Below are 21,187 nucleotides of genomic sequence, written 5' to 3' on the forward strand. Positions count from 1 at the left end.
GGGCAAGCCCTCTCCCACCTTTGAACCGTGTTCCTTCAATGGCAACGTTATTTACCGCCACTACCGGCCACGCTTTCACCGCCGCGCGTCAGGTAATAGGCACCGAGAATCGGGAACATCGTCACCAACATCACCAGCATCGCCACCACGTTGGTCACCGGCACATCCCGTGGGCGGCTTAACTGGTTGAGCAGCCACAGCGGCAAGGTGCGCTCGTGGCCGGCGGTGAAGGTGGTGACGATGATTTCGTCGAACGACAGCGCAAAGGCGAGCATGCCGCCGGCCAGCAGCGCCGAGCCCAGGTTGGGCATGATGATGTAGCGGAAGGTCTGCCAGCCGTCGGCGCCCAGGTCCATCGAAGCTTCGATCAGGCTGTGGGACGTGCGGCGCAAGCGCGCGATGACGTTGTTGTAGACGATCACCACGCAGAAGGTCGCGTGGCCGACGATGATGGTGAACATCCCAGGCTCAATGCCCAGTGTCTTGAAGGTCGCCAGCAGCGCGATACCGGTGATGATCCCCGGCAGAGCAATCGGCAGGATCAGCATCAACGACACGCCTTGCTTGCCGAAGAACTCGCGGCGATACAGCGCAGCCGAGGCCAGGGTGCCGAGCACCATCGCGATCAGGGTGGCGATGGCCGCAATCTGCAACGACAGCTTGATCGCTTCCAGCACGTCCGGCCGGGCGAAGGCCACGCTGAACCACTTCAGGGTGAAGCCCTGGGGCGGAAAGCTGAACGCGGCTTCTTCGGTGTTGAAGGCGTAGAGGAAGATGATCAGGATCGGGAAATGGAGAAAAACCAGTCCACCCCACGCTGCGATCTTCAGACCCATAGACGATTTTTCAGAGTGCATCGAAGGCCCCCAGGCGTTTGACGATGGACAGGTAAACCGCGATCAGCACGATCGGCACCAGGGTGAACGCCGCGGCCATGGGCATATTGCCGATGGCGCCTTGCTGCGCGTAGACCATGCCGCCGACAAAGTAACCCGGCGGGCCGACCAGTTGCGGCACGATGAAATCGCCCAGGGTCAGCGAGAATGTGAAGATCGAACCGGCGGCAATCCCCGGCACCGACAGCGGCAGAATCACCTGCATAAAGGTCTGGCGTGGCTTGGCGCCCAAATCCGCCGAGGCTTGCAGCAACGAGGGCGGCAAGCGTTCCAGGGAGGCCTGGATCGGCAGGATCATGAACGGCAGCCAGATATAGACGAACACCATGAACCGCCCCAGGTGCGAGGTGCTCAAGGTGCTGCCGCCCACGCCGGGAATGCCCAGCACGAACTGCAACACCGGCTCCAGCCCCAGGTGTTGCACGAACCACTGCGCCACGCCGCCCTTGGCCAGCAGCAAGGTCCAGGCATAGGCCTTGACGATGTAGCTGGCCCACATCGGCATCATCACCGCGATATAGAAGAACGCCTTGGTCTTGCCCGTGGTGTAGCGCGCCATGTAGTAGGCGATGGGGAAGGCGACGATGGCGCTGGCGATTGACACCACAATCGCCATGCTCAAGGTGCGCACGATGATGTCGAAGTTTGACGGCTGGAACAGCGCGGCGAAGTTGGCCAGGGTCAGGTCCGGCGTGACCGCCATGGTGAAGTCGTCGAAGGTATAGAAACCTTGCCACAGCAGGGTCAGCAGCGAGCCGAGGTAGATGGCACCGAACCAGATCAGCGGCGGCACCAGCAGCATCGCCAGGTAGAGGTTGGGCTTGCGGTACAGCAGGTTGGAAAACCTGCGCATCGGCGGGTGGGAAAGGGCCAGGCTCATGTCACACCTCGCCTGTGCTGTCGGTCAGCGGGGTCATGGCTTCCCGCGCCCAACGGGCGGTGATGGACTGGCCGACCTGATGGCCGCTGCTGATGTCCAGCCACTGATTGTTGGCCTGGCTGATGTTCAACGCCTGGCCGTTTTCCAGCTTCAGTTCATAGCGGGTGGCGCTGCCCTGATATTGAATATCGTGGAGCAGACCGCTGATTTCCACCTCGCCGGCGCCCAGCGGGCCGTCGGCAAAGCGCACGTGTTCCGGGCGGATCGAGAACGGCTGCGCGCTGCCGCTGAGGCGCTGGGCCAGCTCGCCGCGAATCACGTTGGAGGTGCCGACAAACTCGGCGACGAACGCGGTGGCCGGTTTCATGTAGAGGTTGCGCGGGGTGTCGACTTGCTCGATGCGACCTTTGTTGAACACCGCCACACGGTCGGACATCGACAGGGCTTCGGTCTGGTCGTGGGTCACGAAGATAAACGTGATGCCCAGCTGGCGCTGCAGCTTCTTCAGCTCGCTTTGCATCTGTTCGCGCAACTTGAGGTCAAGGGCACCCAGTGGTTCATCCAGCAGCAATACCCGCGGACGATTGACCAGGGCGCGAGCCAGGGCCACCCGTTGGCGTTGGCCGCCGGAGAGCTGCACCGGCTTGCGGTTGCCGTAGCCGCCGAGCGCGACCATGGCCAGGGCTTCCTCGGCACGGTTCAGGCGTTCGGCCTTGCCGACGCCCTTGACCTTGAGGCCGTAGGCGACGTTGTCGCGCACATTCATATGGGGGAACAGCGCGTAATCCTGGAACACGGTGTTTACATCACGCTGATACGGCGGCAAGCCGGCGGCTTCCTCGCCATGAATGCGGATCGAGCCTGCGCTCGGCTGCTCGAACCCGGCGATCAGGCGCAGGCAGGTGGTCTTGCCTGAGCCGGAAGGGCCGAGCATGGAAAAGAACTCGCCGTCCTGGATATCGATGGAAACCCGGTCAACGGCTTTCACTTCGCCGAACTGACGGGAAACGTGGGTGAATTGGACTGCAAGCGTCATGGTGCGGTGCTCCGAAAAGGCGCGGGTCGTCGCAGCGGCCCGGCCTGGACTTCTGAAAAAACAAAACATCTATGAGTGCGGTCAATGTGGGAGGGGGGTTGCCCTCTCCCACAGGGGACCTAGGTCGTTTGGAAGGCCTTACCTGCCGCCCATGATCGCGATGTAATCCTGGGTCCAGCGGCTGTACGGCACGAACTTGCCGCCTTCAGCTTGCGGGGTTTTCCAGAAGGCGATTTTTTCGAACTGGTCGAAACCATTGGTCTTGCAACCCTCGGCGCCGAGCAGTTCACTTTCCTTGCAGGCCGCAGGCACGGCCGGCAACGAACCGAACCAGGCGGCGACATCGCCCTGGACCTTCGGCTGCAGCGACCAGTCCATCCACTTGTAGGCGCAGTTCGGGTGCTTGGCCTCGGTGTGCAACATCGTGGTGTCGGCCCAGCCGGTGGCGCCTTCCTTCGGAATCGTCGAAGCAATCGGCTGCTTCTCGTTCTGCAGGCCGTTGACCTGATACGGCCAAGCGCTGGAGGCCACCACGCCTTCGTTCTTGAAGTCACTCATTTGCACGGTGGTGTCGTGCCAGTAGCGGTGGATCAGCGGTTGCTGGGCGCGCAACAGATCGAGCACGGCCTTGTACTGGGTTTCGGTCAGTTCGTATGGGCTTTGAATGCCCAGTTCCGGCTTGGTCGACTTAAGGTACAGCGCCGCGTCGGCGATGTAGATCGGCCCGTCATACGCCTGCACGCGGCCTTTGTTCGGCTTGCCGTCCGGCAGGTTCTGCGCGTTGAACAGCACGTCCCAGCTGGTGGGCGCGGTCTTGAACACGTTGGTGTTGTACATCAACACGTTCGGGCCCCACTGGTATGGGGTGCCGTAGGTTTGCTGGCCGACCACGTACCACGGCGCATCCTTCAGGCGCGGGTCGATGTTCTTCCAATTGGGGATCAGCGCGGTGTTGATCGGCTGCACGCGCTTGCCGACGATCAGGCGTAGCGATGCATCGCCCGACGCGGTGACCAGGTCATACCCGCCCTTGGCCATCAGGCTGACCATTTCGTCCGAGGTGGCGGCGGTTTTCACATTCACCTTGCAGCCGGTTTCCTTCTCGAAACCGCTGACCCAGTCGTAGGCCTTGTCGCTTTCGCCACGTTCTATATAGCCGGGCCACGCGACGATATCCAACTGGCCTTCACCCGCGCCAACGGCTTTAAGCGGTTCGGCGGCCTGGAGGCTGGCGCTGGCCAGCAGCGCTGTGGTCAGGGCACTGAGCAGTGCGGTCTTGTGCGCAGACATGGGGGTTCCCTCTTCTTTAATTATGGTCGGGGCAGTTGTGTGCAACCGGTAACGCAAGAGCTTAGTTGTTGTTTTAAAGATGTTGGCCGTGGCGCGCCATGATGTGCCGTACCACGCTGTAGTCCTGCAGCGAATCGCTGGACAGGTCTTTCCCGTACCCCGAGCGCTTCAAGCCGCCGTGGGGCATTTCGCTGACCAGCATGAAATGGCTGTTGATCCAGGTGCAGCCGTATTGCAGGCGTGCGGCCACTTGCATGGCCTTGTCGAGGTTCTGGGTCCACACCGACGAGGCCAGGCCGTATTCGGAGTCGTTGGCCCAGTCCACCGCCTGTTCCAACTCGTCGAAGCGCGTCACCGTGACGACCGGGCCGAATACTTCGCGCTGCACGATTTCGTCGTTCTGTTTGCAGCCGGCGAGCAGGGTAGGTTGGTAATAGAAACCCGCACCGGAATGCACGGCGGCGCCGGTGATGCGTTCGATATGCGGCTGGCCGAGGGCACGCTCGACAAAACTGGCGACGCGGTCGCGCTGGCGCGTACTGATCAGCGGGCCGAGTTCGTTATCGGCATCGCGTTTGCCGGCAAAGCGCAGGCTGCTCACGGCCGCGCCCAGTTCGGCGACCAGTTTGTCGTGGATTCCGGCCTGGGCGTAGATGCGGCACGCGGCGGTGCAATCCTGGCCGGCGTTGTAGTAACCATAGGCGCGCACGCCCTCGACCACGGCTTGCAGGTCGGCATCGTTGCATACGATCACGGGGGCTTTGCCGCCGAGTTCCAAGTGCGTGCGTTTAAGGGTTTTGGCGGCAGCCTGCAGGATCTTCTGCCCGGTGACGATATCGCCGGTCAGCGACACCATGCGCACCTTGGGGTGGCTGACCAGATGGCTGCCAACCCCTTCGCCGCCGCCACACAGAATGTTGATCACGCCGCGCGGCAGCAGATCTTTAAGCACCGGGGCGAGGGCCAGGATCGACAGCGGCGTGTGTTCCGACGGCTTGAATACCAAGGTATTACCGGCAGCCAGGGCCGGGGCGATCTTCCACGCGGCCATCATCAGCGGGTAATTCCACGGCGCGATGGAGGCCACCACACCAATTGGATCGCGGCGCACCATGCTGGTGTAGCCCGGCAGGTACTCGCCGCTCAGTTGCCCGGTCTGGCAGCGCACGGCCCCGGCGAAGAAGCGGAACACATCGACGGTGGCGCTCAAGTCATCCTGGCGCGCCAGGTGCAACGGCTTGCCGCAATTCAGTGATTCCAGGCGGGCCAGGTAGTCGGCTTGTTTTTCGATGGCGTCGGCGATGCCCAGCAGGATGTTCGAGCGTTGCTGCGGCGTGGTCCGTGACCAACCGGCAAAGGCTCGGTGGGCGGCGAGGATTGCGCTTTCGACCTGCTCGGTACTGGCTTCGGCGATCTGGGTGAGCACTTCACCGGTGGCCGGGTTGAGGATCGGCTCGGCAAAACCCTGGCCCTGGACCAGTTCGCCGTCGATCAGCAACGCAGTGAGCAGCGGGGTGGGCGCGCCGGACATTTTTCGCGATCTCTTTTCTTGTGTGGCCATGGGCGTTCTCTTACAAGGCGCCCGGCATTCTCTATATGGATTAGCTGAGAGTAGAGGCCAGGCGCGAGGTCAACAAATACTAAATACTGAATGCAGCATTCGATTAAATAGATGGCTTGCGCGGGTGCGGCTGTTCGCGGGCCACGGTCAGGAAGGGGTCGACCAGCGCCGGACGCGCGGTGCCACGGCGCCAGGCCAGGCCCACGTCGAGGGTCTGGCTGAGGTCGGCAATCGGCCGTGCTTCAATAATGTCGCCTTCCAGGGACCAGGGCCGGTAGGTCATGTCCGGCTGAATCGACACGCCGAGACCCGCCGCCACCAGGCTTCGCACCGCTTCGGTCGACGCGGTGCGCAAGGTCACCCGAGGTTGTAACCCGGCTCCAGCCCATAGGCGTTGGGCGTTGTGGCCCATTTCATCGACATTCAGCTGGATCAACGGCTCACGCGCCACATCGGCCAGGTTGATGCTGTCGTGTTCCAGCAATGGGTGTTGCGCCGGCAGCCACAAACGGTGGGGCGAGTGGGTCAACACTTCGGTCTGCAGCGCGTGGCGGTCCTCGAGATTGGAGAGGATCAGCACGCCAACGTCGATCTCGCCGCTGACCAGTAAATGCTCGATATACGGGCGTTCGTCCTCCATCACGCGGATTTCCACGTTGGGGTAGGCGCGTTGGAAGCGCGTCAGCAGATCGGCCAGATAATAACCGGCCACCAGGCTGGTCACGCCGATGATCAACTGGCCCGCCACTTGGTCGGTGCTCTGTTGCAGGCTGCGCTTGGCGTTATCGACGGTGGCGAGGATCAGGTGCGCCTGGCGCAGGAATTGATGGCCCTGGTGGGTGAGGGTCATGCCCTTGGCATGCCGGTTGAACAGGTTGACGCCGATTTCCTGTTCCAGTTGCTGGATGGCCAGGGTCAGTGTCGACTGGGAAATAAACGCGGTCTGCGCGGCGGCGGAGATCGAGCCGGTCTCGGCCACGGCGATAAAGTGCCGGATTTGACGCAGGGTCATCATGCTGGAATTACCAGTGAGGTGTTTTTATAGATTCACTCGAGTGTATATCGGTTTTTGCGAAGGGCGCCCGCGTTACATCTGGAAGCAATCTAGATCGAGGCTTTTTGGCACTTAGTTTTACGCTGGGGGCCTATTGGTCCTATGAACCCAAGTGTCTGGAGGCTACGAATGAATACCCGTGGATTGCTCGATCAACTGCTCAAGTCTGGCCAGGACATGTTGCAAAACAAGGCTGGCGGCCAACGCAAGCAGGATGACAAAGGCGCGCTCGGCGGTTTGCTGGGCGGCGGCGGGCTGGGGAGTTTGCTCGGTGGAGCGGGTGGCGGCGCCCTGGCGGCCGGCGCCATGGGCTTGCTGATGGGCAACAAGAAGGCGCGCAAATTTGGCGGCAAGGCCCTGACTTACGGCGGCTTGGCGGCCTTGGGGGTGATTGCCTATAAAGCCTATGGCAACTGGCAGGCCAATCAAGCCAATGCGCCGCAGGGCGAACCGCAGACCATCGACCGCCTGCCACCGGCCCAGGTCGAGCAACACAGCCAGGGCATTCTCAAGGCGCTGGTCGCCGCCGCCAAGGCCGACGGCCATGTGGATGCGCGCGAACGCGAGCTGATCGAAGGCGAGTTCACCAAGCTGGATAACGACCGCGAGCTGCAAAGCTGGCTGCACGCGGAACTGAACAAGCCCCTGGACCCGGCCGATGTAGCACGGGCGGCCAGTACCCCGGAGATGGCGGCTGAGATGTACATCGCCAGTGTGATGCTGGTGGATGAGGAGAATTTTATGGAGAAAGCGTACCTGGATGAGCTGGCACGCCAACTGAAACTTGAGCCTGATTTGAAGCAGGAGCTGGAAAAACAGGTTCGTCAGGCGACAGAGTGATGACCGTCCCCATGGCTGGGAACGATCAGCGTCGTGTTCTCGGTATCAGCTGACTCTGTCGACCATAGAGTGGCCGCCGCCTATGTCTATTTCAAAACGGCGATGGAAGGGTAGGTAATAGTCAATGGCGGACTGCTCTGCGAGTGCATCCGCCCTCGGTAAAATGATGCCGGCTCGCGCGTTGTTACCGATCGTTTCGCTGAGCCCGTAGTAGTCGGGCCGGCTTTTCTTCAAGACATCGTTAAAGACGTCAGGCCCCGTTACTTCAAATATCTTGCTCTCATACTCATTGAATTCCCGTATGGCCTCAGGGCTGGGATTGTCTCTCTCAAGGTAAGGTCGGTGTGTGTCCAGCCATGGTTTGTTTTCCCGGAATCGTTTGTAGGATTCCTCACTGATCTCTTTGAGGACCCGGTTGTTGGGATGGCTGGCGAACACGTTAGTGTTGTAGCCCGTGAACGAGAGTTCGGAATGCTTCACATGGGAGTTGAGCAATAGGTCATCGGTACCTGCTTTGAGCTCGATATCTCCAATCTGCTTGGTGATCAAGTCATCACTGTCCAGGTAGATGCCGCCCCGGTGGTTGATCAGCGGATAGCGCAGAGCATCTGAAGCCGCCGCGTAATTGTGGGTTTTGCCCTGACGAAAATACTGGTACATCTCACCGGCTTGCGTGGTCTTGAACTCTTGGAAGAAAGGATCTTCATTCAGATTTCGCACTTCCAGGTTGGGCGTTTTTTTGTCCAGGGCCGCTTTGATCGATGCAAACTTTTCCGGGCTGTCTGCGTCGACATGGACCACTGATTGGAAACCGGGTGTCTTACGTGCATTCTCCAGCATCAGGCTGAGCCGGTCATCCGGAATCATGGCGCCAGCCCATATGTAATTGATTTCCTTCTTGATCGGCGTAACGGCCGTGGGAACGGGGGCAAGGGCTGCGTGAACTGTTTCAAAGGTGGTTGGCTTGGGCAGTGTCGCCTTGACCCGCAAGAACTCGTCCAGGCTGCCACTTTTCCACTCGTAGGGGCCTGTTCGCCAAAAAGGGGCACCCAGGGTTTTACCGTCGCCTAGCTTGCGCCAAACGTCATTGGCTACATCAAACTCTACTAAAACGCAAAAATTGGCATAAAGCCTTGTCTTGCCATCATCACTAAGTACGCGGTTGACTTCGTCCATTGGGACTTCATAGCTTTTATAAGGCATTCCCTCGACACCGCCCGGCAGCCCCAGGCGTTGCCATTGATCGGCGCCGGTTTTGTTTAATATGAATTCAGTTTGTCGGTAGGTCTTGGGGTTGATGACACGAACCTGCACCGAACTCATGGGGCTACCGCCCGAAGCTTCTCGAACCTGATAGACAGAAGCCTTGCCAGACTTGTCGACGTGGCGGATGTATTGACTCTGGCCATCGAGGCTGTGGTAAACCCCTTGGCTATCCGGGCTCAGGCCGACGAGGCGCGAGGGTGAAACTGTGTATTTTTCGACCACTGCGAGTTCACCCGGCAGGCCGGGTGGATGCTTCAACTTGAACGTGCGAGCAGCCGTTGAAAGCATTTGGCGCGTGCCTTGACCCAAACCCTCGGCCAGCGCGCCAAGGCCGTCCGCTGGGTTAAGAGCGCCGACGGCCGCGGCGCCGATTATTTTGGCCCCGGTGAACAGTTTTGTTCCGAGTTTTCCAGTGAGGTTGGTCGCCTGGCTGACCGCCTTGCCCACCGGAATAACAAAACCCAGCAGGTCCAGAGCGAAGTCCCCAACGGCCCCCCATACATCGCCTTTTACTGCCTTTTCAATACCGCTTTTCAGGGGCAGGAAGTCCATGACGGCGCCCAGTTCATCCACCAACTGTTTTTCTTGCTCTTCAACAGCATTGGTTCCACCGGCGTAGGTCTTGAGCGCGTCGCGGCCATAGAGGACAAACTTTTCGATCTCGTTGGCCAGGTGTTGCTCACGCTCACTGGCCCATGGCGCTGTAGGCGAACGGTCTTGCCCGGTCTTTTCTCCCCATGCCTTTGGAAAAGAAAAAGGCACTGGATCAATGGAAAGGCCTGAAGACACGACTTCCTTTGGCGGCGCGCCGGTTTTGTAGGCGTCCAAGTCAATGTCGAGCGACTTGCCTTTGGCCTTTTCAAGAAAGTAATCATCCGGGTCATCGTAGCCACGTAGGGGCGTTTGATGAACGCTGCTGCCCCATAGCTGATGGTTGCGGCGAACGAGCCCCTGCATCGGCAACACTTCGTAAATCCGCACGTCACCTTTGTTTTTTACACACATCAGTAGACCGTGACGTGCTCTGGACGCGTCGACTTGAGCGGGTGTCTGAGTGTCGCCGTTGGCTTCGCGCACAGAGTGGAAGGTGATGTCGCCGACCGCGATATGTTGGCGTTCATCAAGAGGCAGTTGGGAAAACTGGTATTGCATCGCGGTGTTTATGCCTGTCCTCAATCCCTTGATGTAGGCATCGAACTGCTCATTGAAAATGGCCGTGATGTCCGGAAGGGGTCTGACCCCCGTGCGGCGGGTCGGGCTCAATACGACGCTCTGGTCAACGATACGGTCCATCTTCCCTGCCGTATAAATGTCCACCAGCGCATGTTTGGTCTCACTGCCGTCAAGGTTGACGATGGGGGTCAGCGGCTGCTCGAAGTCATAGTCGCCATATACCTTCTTCAATTCTGCGCAGGCCAATGCCCTACGCGTAGGCAGAAAGGCGGTGAGGCCTTTATTGGCAGTGCCTAATGTTTCTAGCAATGCGTTGAATTTGTCTCGCGCAACGGTGATCTGTTCGGGCGTAAACGCATCATCGTTAGCCTTATTCAGGACGTCATTGGCGATGGCCCAATCGATGACGGCATGTGTCTGAGCCCCCGCCTCAATGCCAGCATCCTTAAGCGTGACCGGGCTTCTGTTGCCAAAACTCATGACTTGGCCAAACGTCATGTTACGGGTGGCGCCCGGCTCCAGCGCCTCAATGCGCGCGACAGCGGTGCTCAGGCTGGCCCAGGTGTGGGACCCATACACCAAGCCGCCAGGGAGGTCCTTGACCAGGAACGCAGGTGCTGCACTGGCGAGCAATAGCTGTGCCGCCGCAGGGGCCAGGTCGTTATCGACTCGGCCTTGCTGCTTAAGATGCTCGACGAGTCGCGCTGTTATAGCGGCAGGTGACAAGCCCCGGCGAGCTGCCTGGGCCAGGTCGTAACCGGCGACGACGTTGCGTTGGGTGCCCACGGCGGGGTCCAGGTCGAGCGCCAGCGCGGTCATCGCCCAGTCGCTGGCTGTGCTGGTTGAACAGGTGTCCGCGAACGCGCTTTGCAGGCGCTTGCCCAGCGCCTGTGCCTGCGGACTGGCAATCAGAGCCTGCAGGCGTTGCGCGGGGCTATCAGCGTTGGTGAGATCGGGAATTTTTTTAGCCAGGTGGTTGAGAAGGCAGGTGCCCCCCTCCAACCCATTTCGTGCCTCTTCACTGACGATGTTCTGGACGCGTTCGCGCTCGTCACGTCCGAGTTGGCGCGTGTCCGACAGCAGCCCCCAGTGCCCCGAGTTGTCAGGCGGTTGTGGTACCGGGTCTGACAGAACGGCAATAAGGTTCGACAGCTCGGCCTTGTCCTGGGGAATTATCAAGCCGTGCGCATGCAAAAACGGCTCAAGTTTCAAACCGTTTTCCGGCATGCCTGGGTAAGTCTTCGCGAATACGGAATCCGGGTGGACGGGGACACGGTGCGAATCGATGTGTTCGGCCAGCGTCGTGTTTGAATTCGTTGAGGCCAGCACACTGATACGGGTGAGCGTATGGATAAGGCTTAGGCGGTTGCGTCTGTCACCCAGGTTTTGTTTCTGAAGCTCGAGGGCTTCAGGGGTGCGTGTATGGGGAGGCCTCAACCCATCCGAGGGGTCGAGTGGTCGGAAACCCTGGCCTTCATTCAATTGTGCAACACGCGTTGCCACCTGGGCCCGGCTGAGGTTGTCGAGGTTTTCCCCATAAAACCGCCCGATAAGCTCAAAGGGCGCGCTGTGTACAGGTAGCATTGCGGGATTCCTGATACTGAAGGTATCGGGCGCGATCACCTTGCCGGCGTCGAGTATGGGCCCGGCCACCGCTGCCCAGCGCGCATCGTTGTTGAGGGTAAAACTGACCACGCTCTGGTCGGCTTTTCTCCTGGCGTGTAAGGCGCCTTTGGAGGGAATGATCTCGACAGTGCTGCTATCGAGACCCTCCGAAAGCATCCAGGCGGTGAAGTCCGGGCTATTCAACGTCTCCCGAAAGTATTGCCACCATTTTCCGAACGTCGAGTCGGGGGGAATGCCGGCAACAATCACCTCTCGTTGGCTGTCCCCGCCGCGCGCGCGTGCCAGCGCGTCGCCGTAGTAACCTGCCAGAAGCTTGTCCGGGTAACCCATCGCTAAAGCATTGCCTGCGGCGATGCTGGCTTTCGCTCTATTTGAAGGCAGCAGACTCAACGGCAACGGCGACTTTGCTGGCGTCTTGGCGGCCTCGGGCAAGGAAATTGTGGAGGCTCTGTCGCTGCGATGCTGGCTGAATGGGGTGACGGTGGTAGGGGGCGCGATCCGTGTGTTTGGCGGCGGGGTAATGGCTAGCGGGGTAGAGGGGGCGGAAATATTCAATGGCTATGCTCCTTGCAGGGATAGGCGCTGAAGCGCCAGGCGTGGGCAGGCAGTTCTACGCCCTCGCCGCTGTCTCGCAGAGTGCGTTTGTTTTTTCGGGTGTTTCCGAGCGGCTCCAGCCTGCGTAAAACCTGGGTGCGTGGGTTGTATCTTCTATTGTCCACTGTAAAAAAAGAGCACGACTTGAGGTTGCTGAGGTGGGTTCCCGCCTTCCGATTTCGGATTCGACCCGTCCTGATATTCAGCGAGGAGCACGTCCGTGGAGGCGGTGTTGAGGTAGGAGGGGGCGGCAATCACCCCGCGAGGATTTTTTGCCTGTCGGGCGTTCTATCCGATAACCCATTGATAAACGATGGCACTGCCTCAGCTATACTCCCCTCCATTTGAATGGCCCTTCGAGGAATTACTGTGAAGAACTGGACCTTGCGCCAACGCATCTTGGCAAGTTTTACGGTCATTATCGCCATCATGCTGTTAATGGTCGTGGTCTCCTATTCACGGTTGCTGAAGATCGAAACCAGCCAGGAAGCCGTCCGGGACGACGCGGTGCCGGGCGTTTACCTCAGTTCGATGATCCGCAGCGCCTGGGTCGACAGCTATTTGCAGACCATCGACATCATCGGCCTGCGCGACGACAAAACCTTCACCAATACCGATAAGAACGACTACAAGTCGTTCGAAGCGCGTATTGAACAGCAGATGGCCAACTACGAAAAAACCATTCATGGCCAAGCTGACCGCATGGAGTTCGATAACTTCAAGGCGGCGCACATCAACTACAACAAAGTGCTGGCCCAGGTGCTGGAACGCGTTGAAGCCAATGACCTGCCGGGCGCGAATCAATTGCTCGAGGAGCAATTGACGCCAATCTGGACCGAAGGGCGCATGAAGCTCAACGACATCATTACTGAAAACAAGAACGTGTCTGACCGGGCGACGGCGGCGATCGACGAGGCGGTACTGTCGGCCAAGATCAGCATGGCCGTGTCGCTGCTCATCGCCATCTTGGCTGCCGGGCTGTGCGGCCTGTTGCTGATGCGCGCGATCATGGCGCCGATGCAACGCATCGTCGATATCCTCGAAACCATGCGCGACGGCGACCTGAGCAAACGCCTTAACCTGGAGCGCAAGGACGAGTTCGGCGCCGTCGAAACCGGCTTTAACGACATGATGACCGAGCTCACGGCCCTGGTGTCCCAGGCCCAGCGCTCGTCGGTGCAGGTCACCACCTCGGTGACCGAAATTGCCGCCACGTCCAAGCAGCAACAGGCCACCGCGACTGAAACGGCCGCGACGACCACTGAGATCGGTGCCACGTCGCGCGAAATCGCAGCCACTTCCAAGGACTTGGTTCGCACCATGACCGAAGTGTCCACCGCCGCCGACCAGGCGTCGGTGGCTGCCGGCTCCGGCCAGCAAGGACTGGCGCGCATGGAAGAGACCATGCACTCGGTGATGGGCGCGGCCGACCTGGTCAACGCCAAGCTGGCGATCCTCAATGAGAAGGCCGGCAATATCAACCAGGTGGTGGTGACCATCGTCAAGGTGGCCGACCAGACCAACCTGCTGTCGCTCAACGCCGCCATCGAAGCGGAAAAAGCCGGCGAGTACGGTCGCGGTTTTGCCGTGGTCGCCACCGAAGTGCGGCGCCTCGCGGACCAGACCGCCGTGGCCACCTATGACATCGAGCAGATGGTGCGCGAGATCCAGTCCGCAGTGTCTGCGGGGGTGATGGGCATGGACAAGTTCTCCGAAGAAGTGCGCCGCGGCATGTTCGAAGTGCAGCAAGTGGGCGAGCAGTTGTCGCAGATCATCCACCAAGTACAGGCGCTGGCGCCGCGGGTGTTGATGGTCAACGAAGGCATGCAGGCCCAGGCCACCGGCGCCGAGCAGATCAACCACGCCCTCGTGCAACTGGGCGATGCCAGCAGCCAGACGGTGGAGTCCCTGCGCCAGGCCAGCTTTGCCATTGATGAACTGAGCCAGGTTGCGGTGGGTCTGCGCAGCGGCGTGTCGCGTTTCAAAGTCTGATGAGCGAACTCGCGGCTAAACGCGGCGCCGTCCCGGCAGCGAAAAAGGCGTTGTTCCTGGTGTTCCATATCGGCCAGGAACGCTATGCCCTCAAGGCTACCGAAGTGGCCGAAGTGCTGCCGCGCCTGCCTTTGAAACCCATTGCCCATGCACCGCTGTGGGTCGCCGGGATCTTTGCCCATCGTGGGGCGCTGGTGCCGGTCATTGACCTCAGCGCCTTGACCTTCGGCAAACCGGCCCAGGCCCGCACCAGCACGCGGCTGGTGCTGGTCAATTACCAACCCGACGCCGAGTCCCAAGCGCGTTGGCTGGGACTGATCCTGGAGCAGGCCACCGACACCCTGCGTTGCGACCCCGCCGAGTTCCAGCCCTACGGCCTGGCCAACCGCCAGGCACCCTACCTGGGGCCGGTGCGCGAAGATGCGCTGGGCCTGATGCAATGGATCGGTGTAAACGACCTGCTGACCGATGACGTGCGCGCCGTGCTGTTTTCTGCCGAGCTGAGCGTATGAGCAACGACCCGCGTTTTTTTGCCTTTCTTAAAGAGCGCATCGGCCTGGACGTCGCGTCGGTGGGCGAAGCCATCATCGAGCGCGCCGTGCGCCAGCGCAGCCAGATCGTCCAGGCACCCACGCCGGGCGAATACTGGCAGCACCTGCAAAGCTCCCAGGACGAACAGCAAGCGCTGATCGAAGCAGTGATCGTCCCCGAAACCTGGTTTTTCCGTTACCCCGAATCCTTTGCGACCCTGGCGCGCCTGGCCAAGGCCCGCCTGGTCGATATCAAGCAGATGCGCGCATTGCGTATCCTCAGCCTGCCGTGCTCCACCGGCGAAGAACCCTATTCGATTGCCATGGCGCTGCTCGATGCGGGCCTCGCGCCGCATCAGTTCAAGGTACAGGGGATGGACGTCAGCCCGCTGTCGGTGGAGCGTGCGCGACGCGGGGTGTACGGCAAGAACTCTTTTCGCGGCGGCGATATTGCCTTCCGTGACCGCCACTTCACTGAATACGGCGACGGCTTCCACATCGCCGATCGGGTGCGCGAACAAGTGCGCCTGCAAGTCGGCAACCTGCTCGACCCGGCGCTGCTGGCCAATGAGGCCGCCTATGACTTCGTGTTCTGCCGCAACCTGCTGATCTACTTCGACCAGCCCACCCAGAAACAAGTCTTCGACGTGCTTAAAGGCCTCACCCACGTGGACGGTGTGCTGTTTATCGGCCCGGCCGAAGGCAGCCTGCTGGGGCGCCACGGCATGCGTTCGATTGGGGTGCCGCAGTCCTTTGCGTTCAGCCGGCAGGGCTCGCCGCAGCTGCCCGAGCCAGCGTTTATACCAACGCCTGCTCCCACGCCTCCGCGCAGCACTGCGCCGATTTCAGCTAAACCACGGCCGTTCAGCACCGTCAGCGCCCACGTCTTGCCGATCAAGGCTGCGCCCTCCGATGCAGGCACCTTGCTCAGCCGGATCGCCACCCTGGCCAACGAAGGCAAAAGTGCCGAGGCCCGGGCCGCGTGTGAAGACTATTTGAACAGCCACCCGCCGGCCGCCCAGGTGTTTTACTGGCTGGGGCTGCTCAGCGACGTGGCCGGCAGTGCCCTGGAAGCCCAGGGCTATTATCGAAAAGCCTTGTACCTGGAACCCCAGCACCCGCAGGCCTTGATGCACTTGGCCGCGTTGCTCGAGTCCCGGGGCGACAGTGCGGGGGCGCGCCGTCTGCAGGCGCGAGCCGCCCGTAGCGAGCGAGCCGACAGTGAGTCCAAACCATGAGTAACACCGAGGCGCTCGACACCACCGGCCTGGACCTGACCCTGGCCGACACCCAAGCCATCGACGACTGCTGGAACCGCATCGGCATCCATGGCGATAAGTCCTGCCCATTGCTGGCTGACCATATCCATTGCCGTAACTGCTCGGTGTATTCCGCCGCCGCCACGCGTCTGCTGGACCGCTACGCCTTGCAGCAGGACGACCGACGCCCGCAGGCGGCGGCCGAAGTCGACACGGAGGTGGTCACCCGTTCGCTCTTGATGTTCCGCCTCGGCGAAGAATGGCTGGGCATCGCTACACGCTGCCTGGTGGAAGTCGCGCCGTTGCAACCGATCCATTCCCTGCCGCATCAACGTTCCCGCGCCTTGCTCGGCGTGGCCAACGTGCGCGGCGCGCTGGTGGCGTGCTTGTCGCTGGTGGAACTGTTGGGCCTGGACGCCACCAGCAGCGGTGCCACCGGCGGGCGCATCATGCCGCGCATGTTGATCATTGCCGCACAGGATGGCCCGGTGGTGGTGCCGGTGGATGAAGTCGACGGCATCCATGCCATCGATGAGCGCACCTTGAAGGCCGCATCGGCGTCCGGCACCCAGGCCAGCGCGCGCTTTACCCAGGGTGTATTGCCGTGGAAAGGCCGCAGCCTGCGCTGGCTGGACGAGGCGCAATTGTTGTCCGCCGTGACCCGGAGCCTCTCATGACCCCCGACCAGATGCGTGATGCCTCGCTGCTGGAATTGTTCAGCCTGGAAGCCGATGCGCAGACCCAGGTGTTGAGCGCGGGCCTGCTCGCCCTGGAACGCAACCCGACCCAGGCGGACCAGCTCGAAGCCTGCATGCGCGCGGCGCACTCGCTCAAGGGCGCCGCGCGCATCGTGGGGGTGGATGCCGGGGTCAGCGTTTCCCACGTCATGGAGGATTGCCTGGTCAGCGCCCAGGAAAACCGCCTGTACCTGCAACCCGAACATATCGATGCGCTGCTGCAAGGCACTGATCTGCTGATGCGCATCGCCACGCCAGGCAATGACGTCGGGCCGGCGGATGTCGAGGCCTACGTCGCGTTGATGGAGCGTCTGCTGGATCCGTCCCAGGCGCCTGTCAACGTCGCGCCGCCGCCGGAGCCAGCGCCCGTCGTCGAAGAACTGCCGCCGGAACCCGAACCCGCGCCGCCGGTGACCAGCGAGCCGCCGCGTCAAGGCAAGCGCATGACCGAAGGCGGCGAACGCGTACTGCGTGTCACCGCCGAGCGCTTGAACAGCCTGCTGGACCTGTCGAGCAAATCCCTGGTGGAAACCCAGCGGCTCAAGCCGTACCTGGCCAGCCTGCAACGCCTCAAGCGCATTCAAAGTCAGGGGATACGGGCGCTGGATACGCTGGACGGGCAACTCAAGACCCAGGTCCTGAGCCTCGAGGCCCAGGAAGCCCTGGCCGACACGCGCCGTTTGTTGAGCGAAGCCCAGGCCTTGCTGGCGGAAAAGCACGCCGAGCTGGACGAGTTCGGCTGGCAGGCCGGACAGCGCGCCCAAGTGTTGTATGACACCGCACTGGCCTGCCGCATGCGTCCGTTTGCCGATGTATTGGCTGGGCAAGTGCGCATGGTGCGCGATCTCGGCCGCAGCCTCGGCAAGCAAGTGCGCCTGGAGATCGAGGGCGAAAAGACCCAGGTCGACCGTGACGTACTGGAAAAACTTGAGGCGCCGCTCACCCATTTGTTGCGCAATGCCGTCGACCACGGCATCGAAATGCCTGAGCAACGCCTGCTGGCGGGCAAGCCGGCTGAAGGCTTGATCCGCCTGCGTGCCTCCCATCAGGCCGGTTTGCTGGTGCTGGAGCTCAGTGATGACGGCAATGGCGTCGACCTGGAGCGCCTGCGCGGTACCATCGTCGATCGGCACCTGTCGCCGGTCGAAACCGCCCTGCGCCTGAGCGAAGAAGAGTTGCTGACGTTCCTGTTCCTGCCGGGGTTCAGCCTGCGTGACACGGTCACCGAAGTGTCCGGGCGCGGCGTGGGCCTGGACGCGGTGCAGCACATGGTCCGCCAACTGCGCGGCGCGGTGGTGCTGGAGCAGACGGCGGGGCAGGGCAGTCGTTTCCACCTTGAGGTGCCGTTGACCCTGTCGGTGGTACGCAGCCTGGTGGTGGAAGTCGGTGAGGAAGCCTATGCGTTCCCGCTGGCGCATATCGAACGCATGTGTGACCTCGCGCCCGATGACATTGTGCAACTGGAAGGTCGCCAGCATTTCTGGCACGAGGGCCGGCATGTTGGCCTGGTCGCCGCCAGCCAGTTGTTGCAGCGCCCGGCGGGGCAGAGTCCGTCAGAAACGCTGAAAGTGGTGGTGATCCGCGAGCGCGATACGGTGTACGGGATTGCCGTGGAGCGCTTTATCGGTGAGCGTACGCTGGTGGTGTTGCCGCTCGATGATCGCCTGGGCAAGGTCCAGGATATCTCCGCCGGTGCCTTGCTGGATGATGGCTCGGTGGTGTTGATCGTCGACGTTGAAGACATGTTGCGTTCGGTGGACAAACTGCTGAACACCGGCCGATTGGAACGTATTGCGCGGCGCAGCCAACAAACCACCGAGGCACCGCGTAAGCGTGTGCTGGTGGTCGATGACTCCCTGACCGTGCGTGAGCTGCAACGCAAATTGCTCCTTAATCGTGGTTATGAAGTGGCCGTGGCGGTCGATGGCATGGACGGCTGGAACGCCTTGCGCTCCGAAGACTTTGACCTGTTGATCACTGATATTGATATGCCCCGCATGGACGGTATTGAATTGGTCACACTCTTGCGCCGTGACAGTCGCCTGCAATCGTTGCCGGTGATGGTGGTGTCCTACAAAGATCGCGAAGAAGACCGACGTCGAGGACTCGACGCCGGTGCGGACTATTATTTAGCCAAAGCCAGTTTCCACGATGACGCCCTGCTGGACGCCGTGGTGGAACTGATCGGAGGCGCACGGGCATGAGGATTGCGATCGTCAATGACATGCCCCTGGCAGTGGAGGCCTTGCGCCGCGCCTTGAGCTTCGAGCCTGCGCACCAAGTGGTGTGGGTGGCCAGCAATGGGCTGGAAGCGGTGCAACGCTGCGCCGAACTGACGCCGGACCTGATCCTGATGGACCTGATCATGCCGGTGATGGACGGCGTGGAAGCCACTCGCCAGATCATGGCCGAAACGCCGTGCGCCATCGTTATCGTGACCGTCGACCGCCAGGCCAACGTAAGCCGGGTGTTCGAGGCCATGGGCCACGGCGCCCTGGACGTGGTGGACACCCCGCCCCTCGGCGTGGGCAACCCCAAGGATGCGGCGGCGCCGTTACTGCGCAAGATCCTCAATATCGGCTGGCTGATCGGCCAGCGCGGCAGCCGCGTGCGCGCCGAAACCGTGCCGGCGCGCGCATCCGGCAAACGTCAAAGCCTGGTGGCTATCGGCTCCTCGGCGGGTGGTCCGGCTGCCCTGGAAATCCTGCTCAAGGGTTTACCTCGCGACTTTCCAGCCGCCATCGTGCTGGTGCAGCATGTGGACCAAGTGTTCGCGGCGGGCATGGCCGAGTGGTTGAGCAGCGCCTCGGGCCTGCCGGTACGCCTGGCCCGCGAAGGTGAGCCACCGCAAAGCGGCGTGGTGCTGCTGGCCGGCACCAACCACCACATTCGTTTATTGAAGAATGGCACGCTAGCCTATACGGCAGAGCCGGTGAACGAGATTTACCGGCCGTCGATCGATGTGTTTTTCGAAAGCGTGGCCAGCCACTGGAATGGCGATGCCGTCGGTGTGCTGCTGACCGGCATGGGGCGCGACGGGGCCCAGGGCCTCAAATTGCTACGTGAACAAGGTTATTTGACCATCGCCCAGGATCAGCAAAGCTCGGCGGTGTATGGCATGCCCAAAGCGGCGGCGGCGATCGATGCTGCTGTTGAAATTCGCCCACTGGATAGAATTGCGCCCCGGTTGCTGGAGGTCTTTGCCAAATGAACATGACCTCTCGCGGCTGGCTTGCAGGCAGTAATTCAGGTGACTGCACATGAATGATTTACAGATCGACGACATCAAGACCGACGAAAACGCCGCCATGGTGTTGCTGGTCGACGACCAGGCCATGATCGGTGAAGCCGTGCGGCGTGGCCTGGCCCATGAAGAAAATATCGACTTCCACTTCTGCGCCGACCCACACCAGGCGATTGCCCAGGCGATCCGTATCAAGCCGACCGTTATCCTGCAGGATCTGGTGATGCCAGGTCTTGACGGCCTGACACTGGTGCGCGAATACCGCAACCACCCGGCCACGCAGAACATCCCGATCATCGTGCTTTCCACCAAGGAAGACCCCCTGATCAAGAGCGCAGCGTTCTCGGCCGGGGCCAACGATTATTTGGTCAAGCTGCCGGACAACATCGAGCTGGTGGCGCGCATCCGCTATCACTCGCGCTCCTACATGACCTTGTTGCAACGGGATGCGGCTTATCGCGCGTTGCGGGTCAGCCAGCAGCAGCTGTTGGACACCAACTTAGTGCTGCAACGGTTGATGAACTCCGACGGCCTCACCGGGCTTTCTAATCGTCGTCACTTTGATGAATACCTGGAGCTGGAATGGCGGCGTGCCATGCGTGACCAGACTCAGTTGTCGTTGTTGATGATTGATGTGGATTTCTTTAAGACCTACAACGATAGCTTTGGGCATGTCGAAGGTGACGAGGCGTTGCGCAAGGTTGCGGCGACCATTCGTGAGGCCAGCAGTCGGCCTTCGGATTTGCCGGCGCGCTATGGGGGGGAGGAGTTTGCCCTGGTGCTGCCTAATACCTCGCCGGGCGGGGCGCGGTTGGTGGCTGAGAAGCTGCGGATGGCGGTTGCCGCGCTGAAAATTCCGCATATCGCGCCTACTGAGGGGTCGAGTCTGACCATCAGTATTGGGCTGTCGACCATGACGCCACAGCAGGGGACGGATTGTCGGCAGGTGATTGTGGCGGCGGATAAGGGGTTGTATACGGCTAAGCATAATGGGCGCAATCAGGTGGGGATTGAGTAGGGCTGAGTGCTTCTGTGTACATATCCGTTGCTGCGGTCACGGCCACTAATGGTTGCGCTCTTACAGCGGGTCACTTTTTGAAAAGCGCAAAAAGTAACCAAAAACGCATCGCGGTATGACTCACCCACATGGGTTACAAATCAGTTCACGCACATAGGTAACAGTTTTTAACTAGCAGGGTCGATTTCGCG

The 21,187-nt window shown here is 61.0% G+C and carries 15 protein-coding genes; 8 read left to right on the forward strand and 7 right to left on the reverse strand.

The annotated features are described in order from the left end of the window. Positions 1-47: 47 nt before the first annotated feature. The 6 genes from AO064_RS24785 to AO064_RS24810 all read right to left on the reverse strand — a co-directional run bounded on the left by AO064_RS24785 (position 48) and on the right by AO064_RS24810 (position 6,678). Positions 48-857: an ABC transporter permease gene (locus AO064_RS24785; RefSeq protein ID WP_012722540.1), complete on the reverse strand. Its 810-nt coding sequence runs from the start codon at positions 855-857 to the stop codon at positions 48-50. Next, entirely contained in the window at positions 847-1,776 is a 930-nt protein-coding gene (locus tag AO064_RS24790) for an ABC transporter permease (RefSeq protein WP_012722541.1), read from the reverse strand. Before AO064_RS24790 ends, AO064_RS24785 begins: the two co-directional genes overlap by 11 nt. Before the next feature lies 1 nt (position 1,777). Further along, entirely contained in the window at positions 1,778-2,812 is a 1,035-nt protein-coding gene (locus tag AO064_RS24795; RefSeq protein WP_064054930.1) for an ABC transporter ATP-binding protein, read from the reverse strand. 138 nt (positions 2,813-2,950) lie between these two features. Then, a complete protein-coding gene (gene ydcS, locus AO064_RS24800) occupies positions 2,951-4,102 on the reverse strand; it encodes a putative ABC transporter substrate-binding protein YdcS (RefSeq protein ID WP_064054931.1) in 1,152 nt (383 codons plus the stop codon). A 73-nt stretch (positions 4,103-4,175) separates the two neighbouring features. Next, positions 4,176-5,633, reverse strand: a complete 1,458-nt coding sequence (locus tag AO064_RS24805; RefSeq protein WP_012722544.1) for a gamma-aminobutyraldehyde dehydrogenase — start codon at positions 5,631-5,633, stop codon at positions 4,176-4,178. Between the two features lie 133 nt (positions 5,634-5,766). Next, a complete protein-coding gene (locus AO064_RS24810) occupies positions 5,767-6,678 on the reverse strand; it encodes a LysR family transcriptional regulator (protein ID WP_012722545.1) in 912 nt (303 codons plus the stop codon). Between the two features lie 168 nt (positions 6,679-6,846). On the opposite strand from AO064_RS24810, the gene AO064_RS24815 reads away from it, so the two are divergent. After that, positions 6,847-7,557, forward strand: coding sequence for a tellurite resistance TerB family protein (locus AO064_RS24815; protein WP_064054932.1), 711 nt, complete (start codon positions 6,847-6,849; stop codon positions 7,555-7,557). A gap of 45 nt (positions 7,558-7,602) precedes the next feature. On the opposite strand, the gene AO064_RS24820 is transcribed toward AO064_RS24815, so the two are convergent. Beyond that, a complete protein-coding gene (locus AO064_RS24820) occupies positions 7,603-12,177 on the reverse strand; it encodes a glycosyltransferase (RefSeq protein ID WP_147469598.1) in 4,575 nt (1,524 codons plus the stop codon). A 408-nt stretch (positions 12,178-12,585) separates the two neighbouring features. On the opposite strand from AO064_RS24820, the gene AO064_RS24830 reads away from it, so the two are divergent. The 7 genes from AO064_RS24830 to AO064_RS24860 are packed head-to-tail and all read left to right on the forward strand — an operon-like array spanning position 12,586 to position 20,996. Then, the gene (locus tag AO064_RS24830) at positions 12,586-14,208 is read left to right on the forward strand and encodes a methyl-accepting chemotaxis protein (protein ID WP_064054935.1); all 1,623 of its coding nucleotides are present in this window, start codon (positions 12,586-12,588) and stop codon (positions 14,206-14,208) included. Continuing rightward, positions 14,208-14,720 carry a chemotaxis protein CheW gene (locus tag AO064_RS24835; RefSeq protein WP_064054936.1) on the forward strand — a complete coding sequence of 171 codons (513 nt, stop codon included), beginning with the start codon at positions 14,208-14,210 and terminating at the stop codon, positions 14,718-14,720. The genes AO064_RS24830 and AO064_RS24835 overlap by 1 nt, the downstream gene beginning before the upstream one ends. Next, positions 14,717-15,976 (forward strand): CheR family methyltransferase, encoded by a 1,260-nt coding sequence (locus tag AO064_RS24840; RefSeq protein ID WP_064054937.1) that lies wholly within the window; start codon positions 14,717-14,719, stop codon positions 15,974-15,976. Before AO064_RS24835 ends, AO064_RS24840 begins: the two co-directional genes overlap by 4 nt. Then, positions 15,973-16,674, forward strand: coding sequence for a chemotaxis protein CheW (locus AO064_RS24845; RefSeq protein WP_064054938.1), 702 nt, complete (start codon positions 15,973-15,975; stop codon positions 16,672-16,674). Before AO064_RS24840 ends, AO064_RS24845 begins: the two co-directional genes overlap by 4 nt. Beyond that, a complete protein-coding gene (locus AO064_RS24850) occupies positions 16,671-18,938 on the forward strand; it encodes a hybrid sensor histidine kinase/response regulator (protein WP_064054939.1) in 2,268 nt (755 codons plus the stop codon). Before AO064_RS24845 ends, AO064_RS24850 begins: the two co-directional genes overlap by 4 nt. Further along, positions 18,935-19,945 carry a chemotaxis response regulator protein-glutamate methylesterase gene (cheB, locus tag AO064_RS24855; protein WP_064054940.1) on the forward strand — a complete coding sequence of 337 codons (1,011 nt, stop codon included), beginning with the start codon at positions 18,935-18,937 and terminating at the stop codon, positions 19,943-19,945. Before AO064_RS24850 ends, cheB begins: the two co-directional genes overlap by 4 nt. A 49-nt stretch (positions 19,946-19,994) precedes the next feature. Continuing rightward, positions 19,995-20,996: a diguanylate cyclase gene (locus AO064_RS24860; RefSeq protein ID WP_012722554.1), complete on the forward strand. Its 1,002-nt coding sequence runs from the start codon at positions 19,995-19,997 to the stop codon at positions 20,994-20,996. The last annotated feature ends 191 nt before the right edge of the window (positions 20,997-21,187 follow it).

This window comes from Pseudomonas marginalis (assembly GCF_001645105.1).
GTDB lineage: Bacteria > Pseudomonadota > Gammaproteobacteria > Pseudomonadales > Pseudomonadaceae > Aquipseudomonas > Aquipseudomonas petroselini.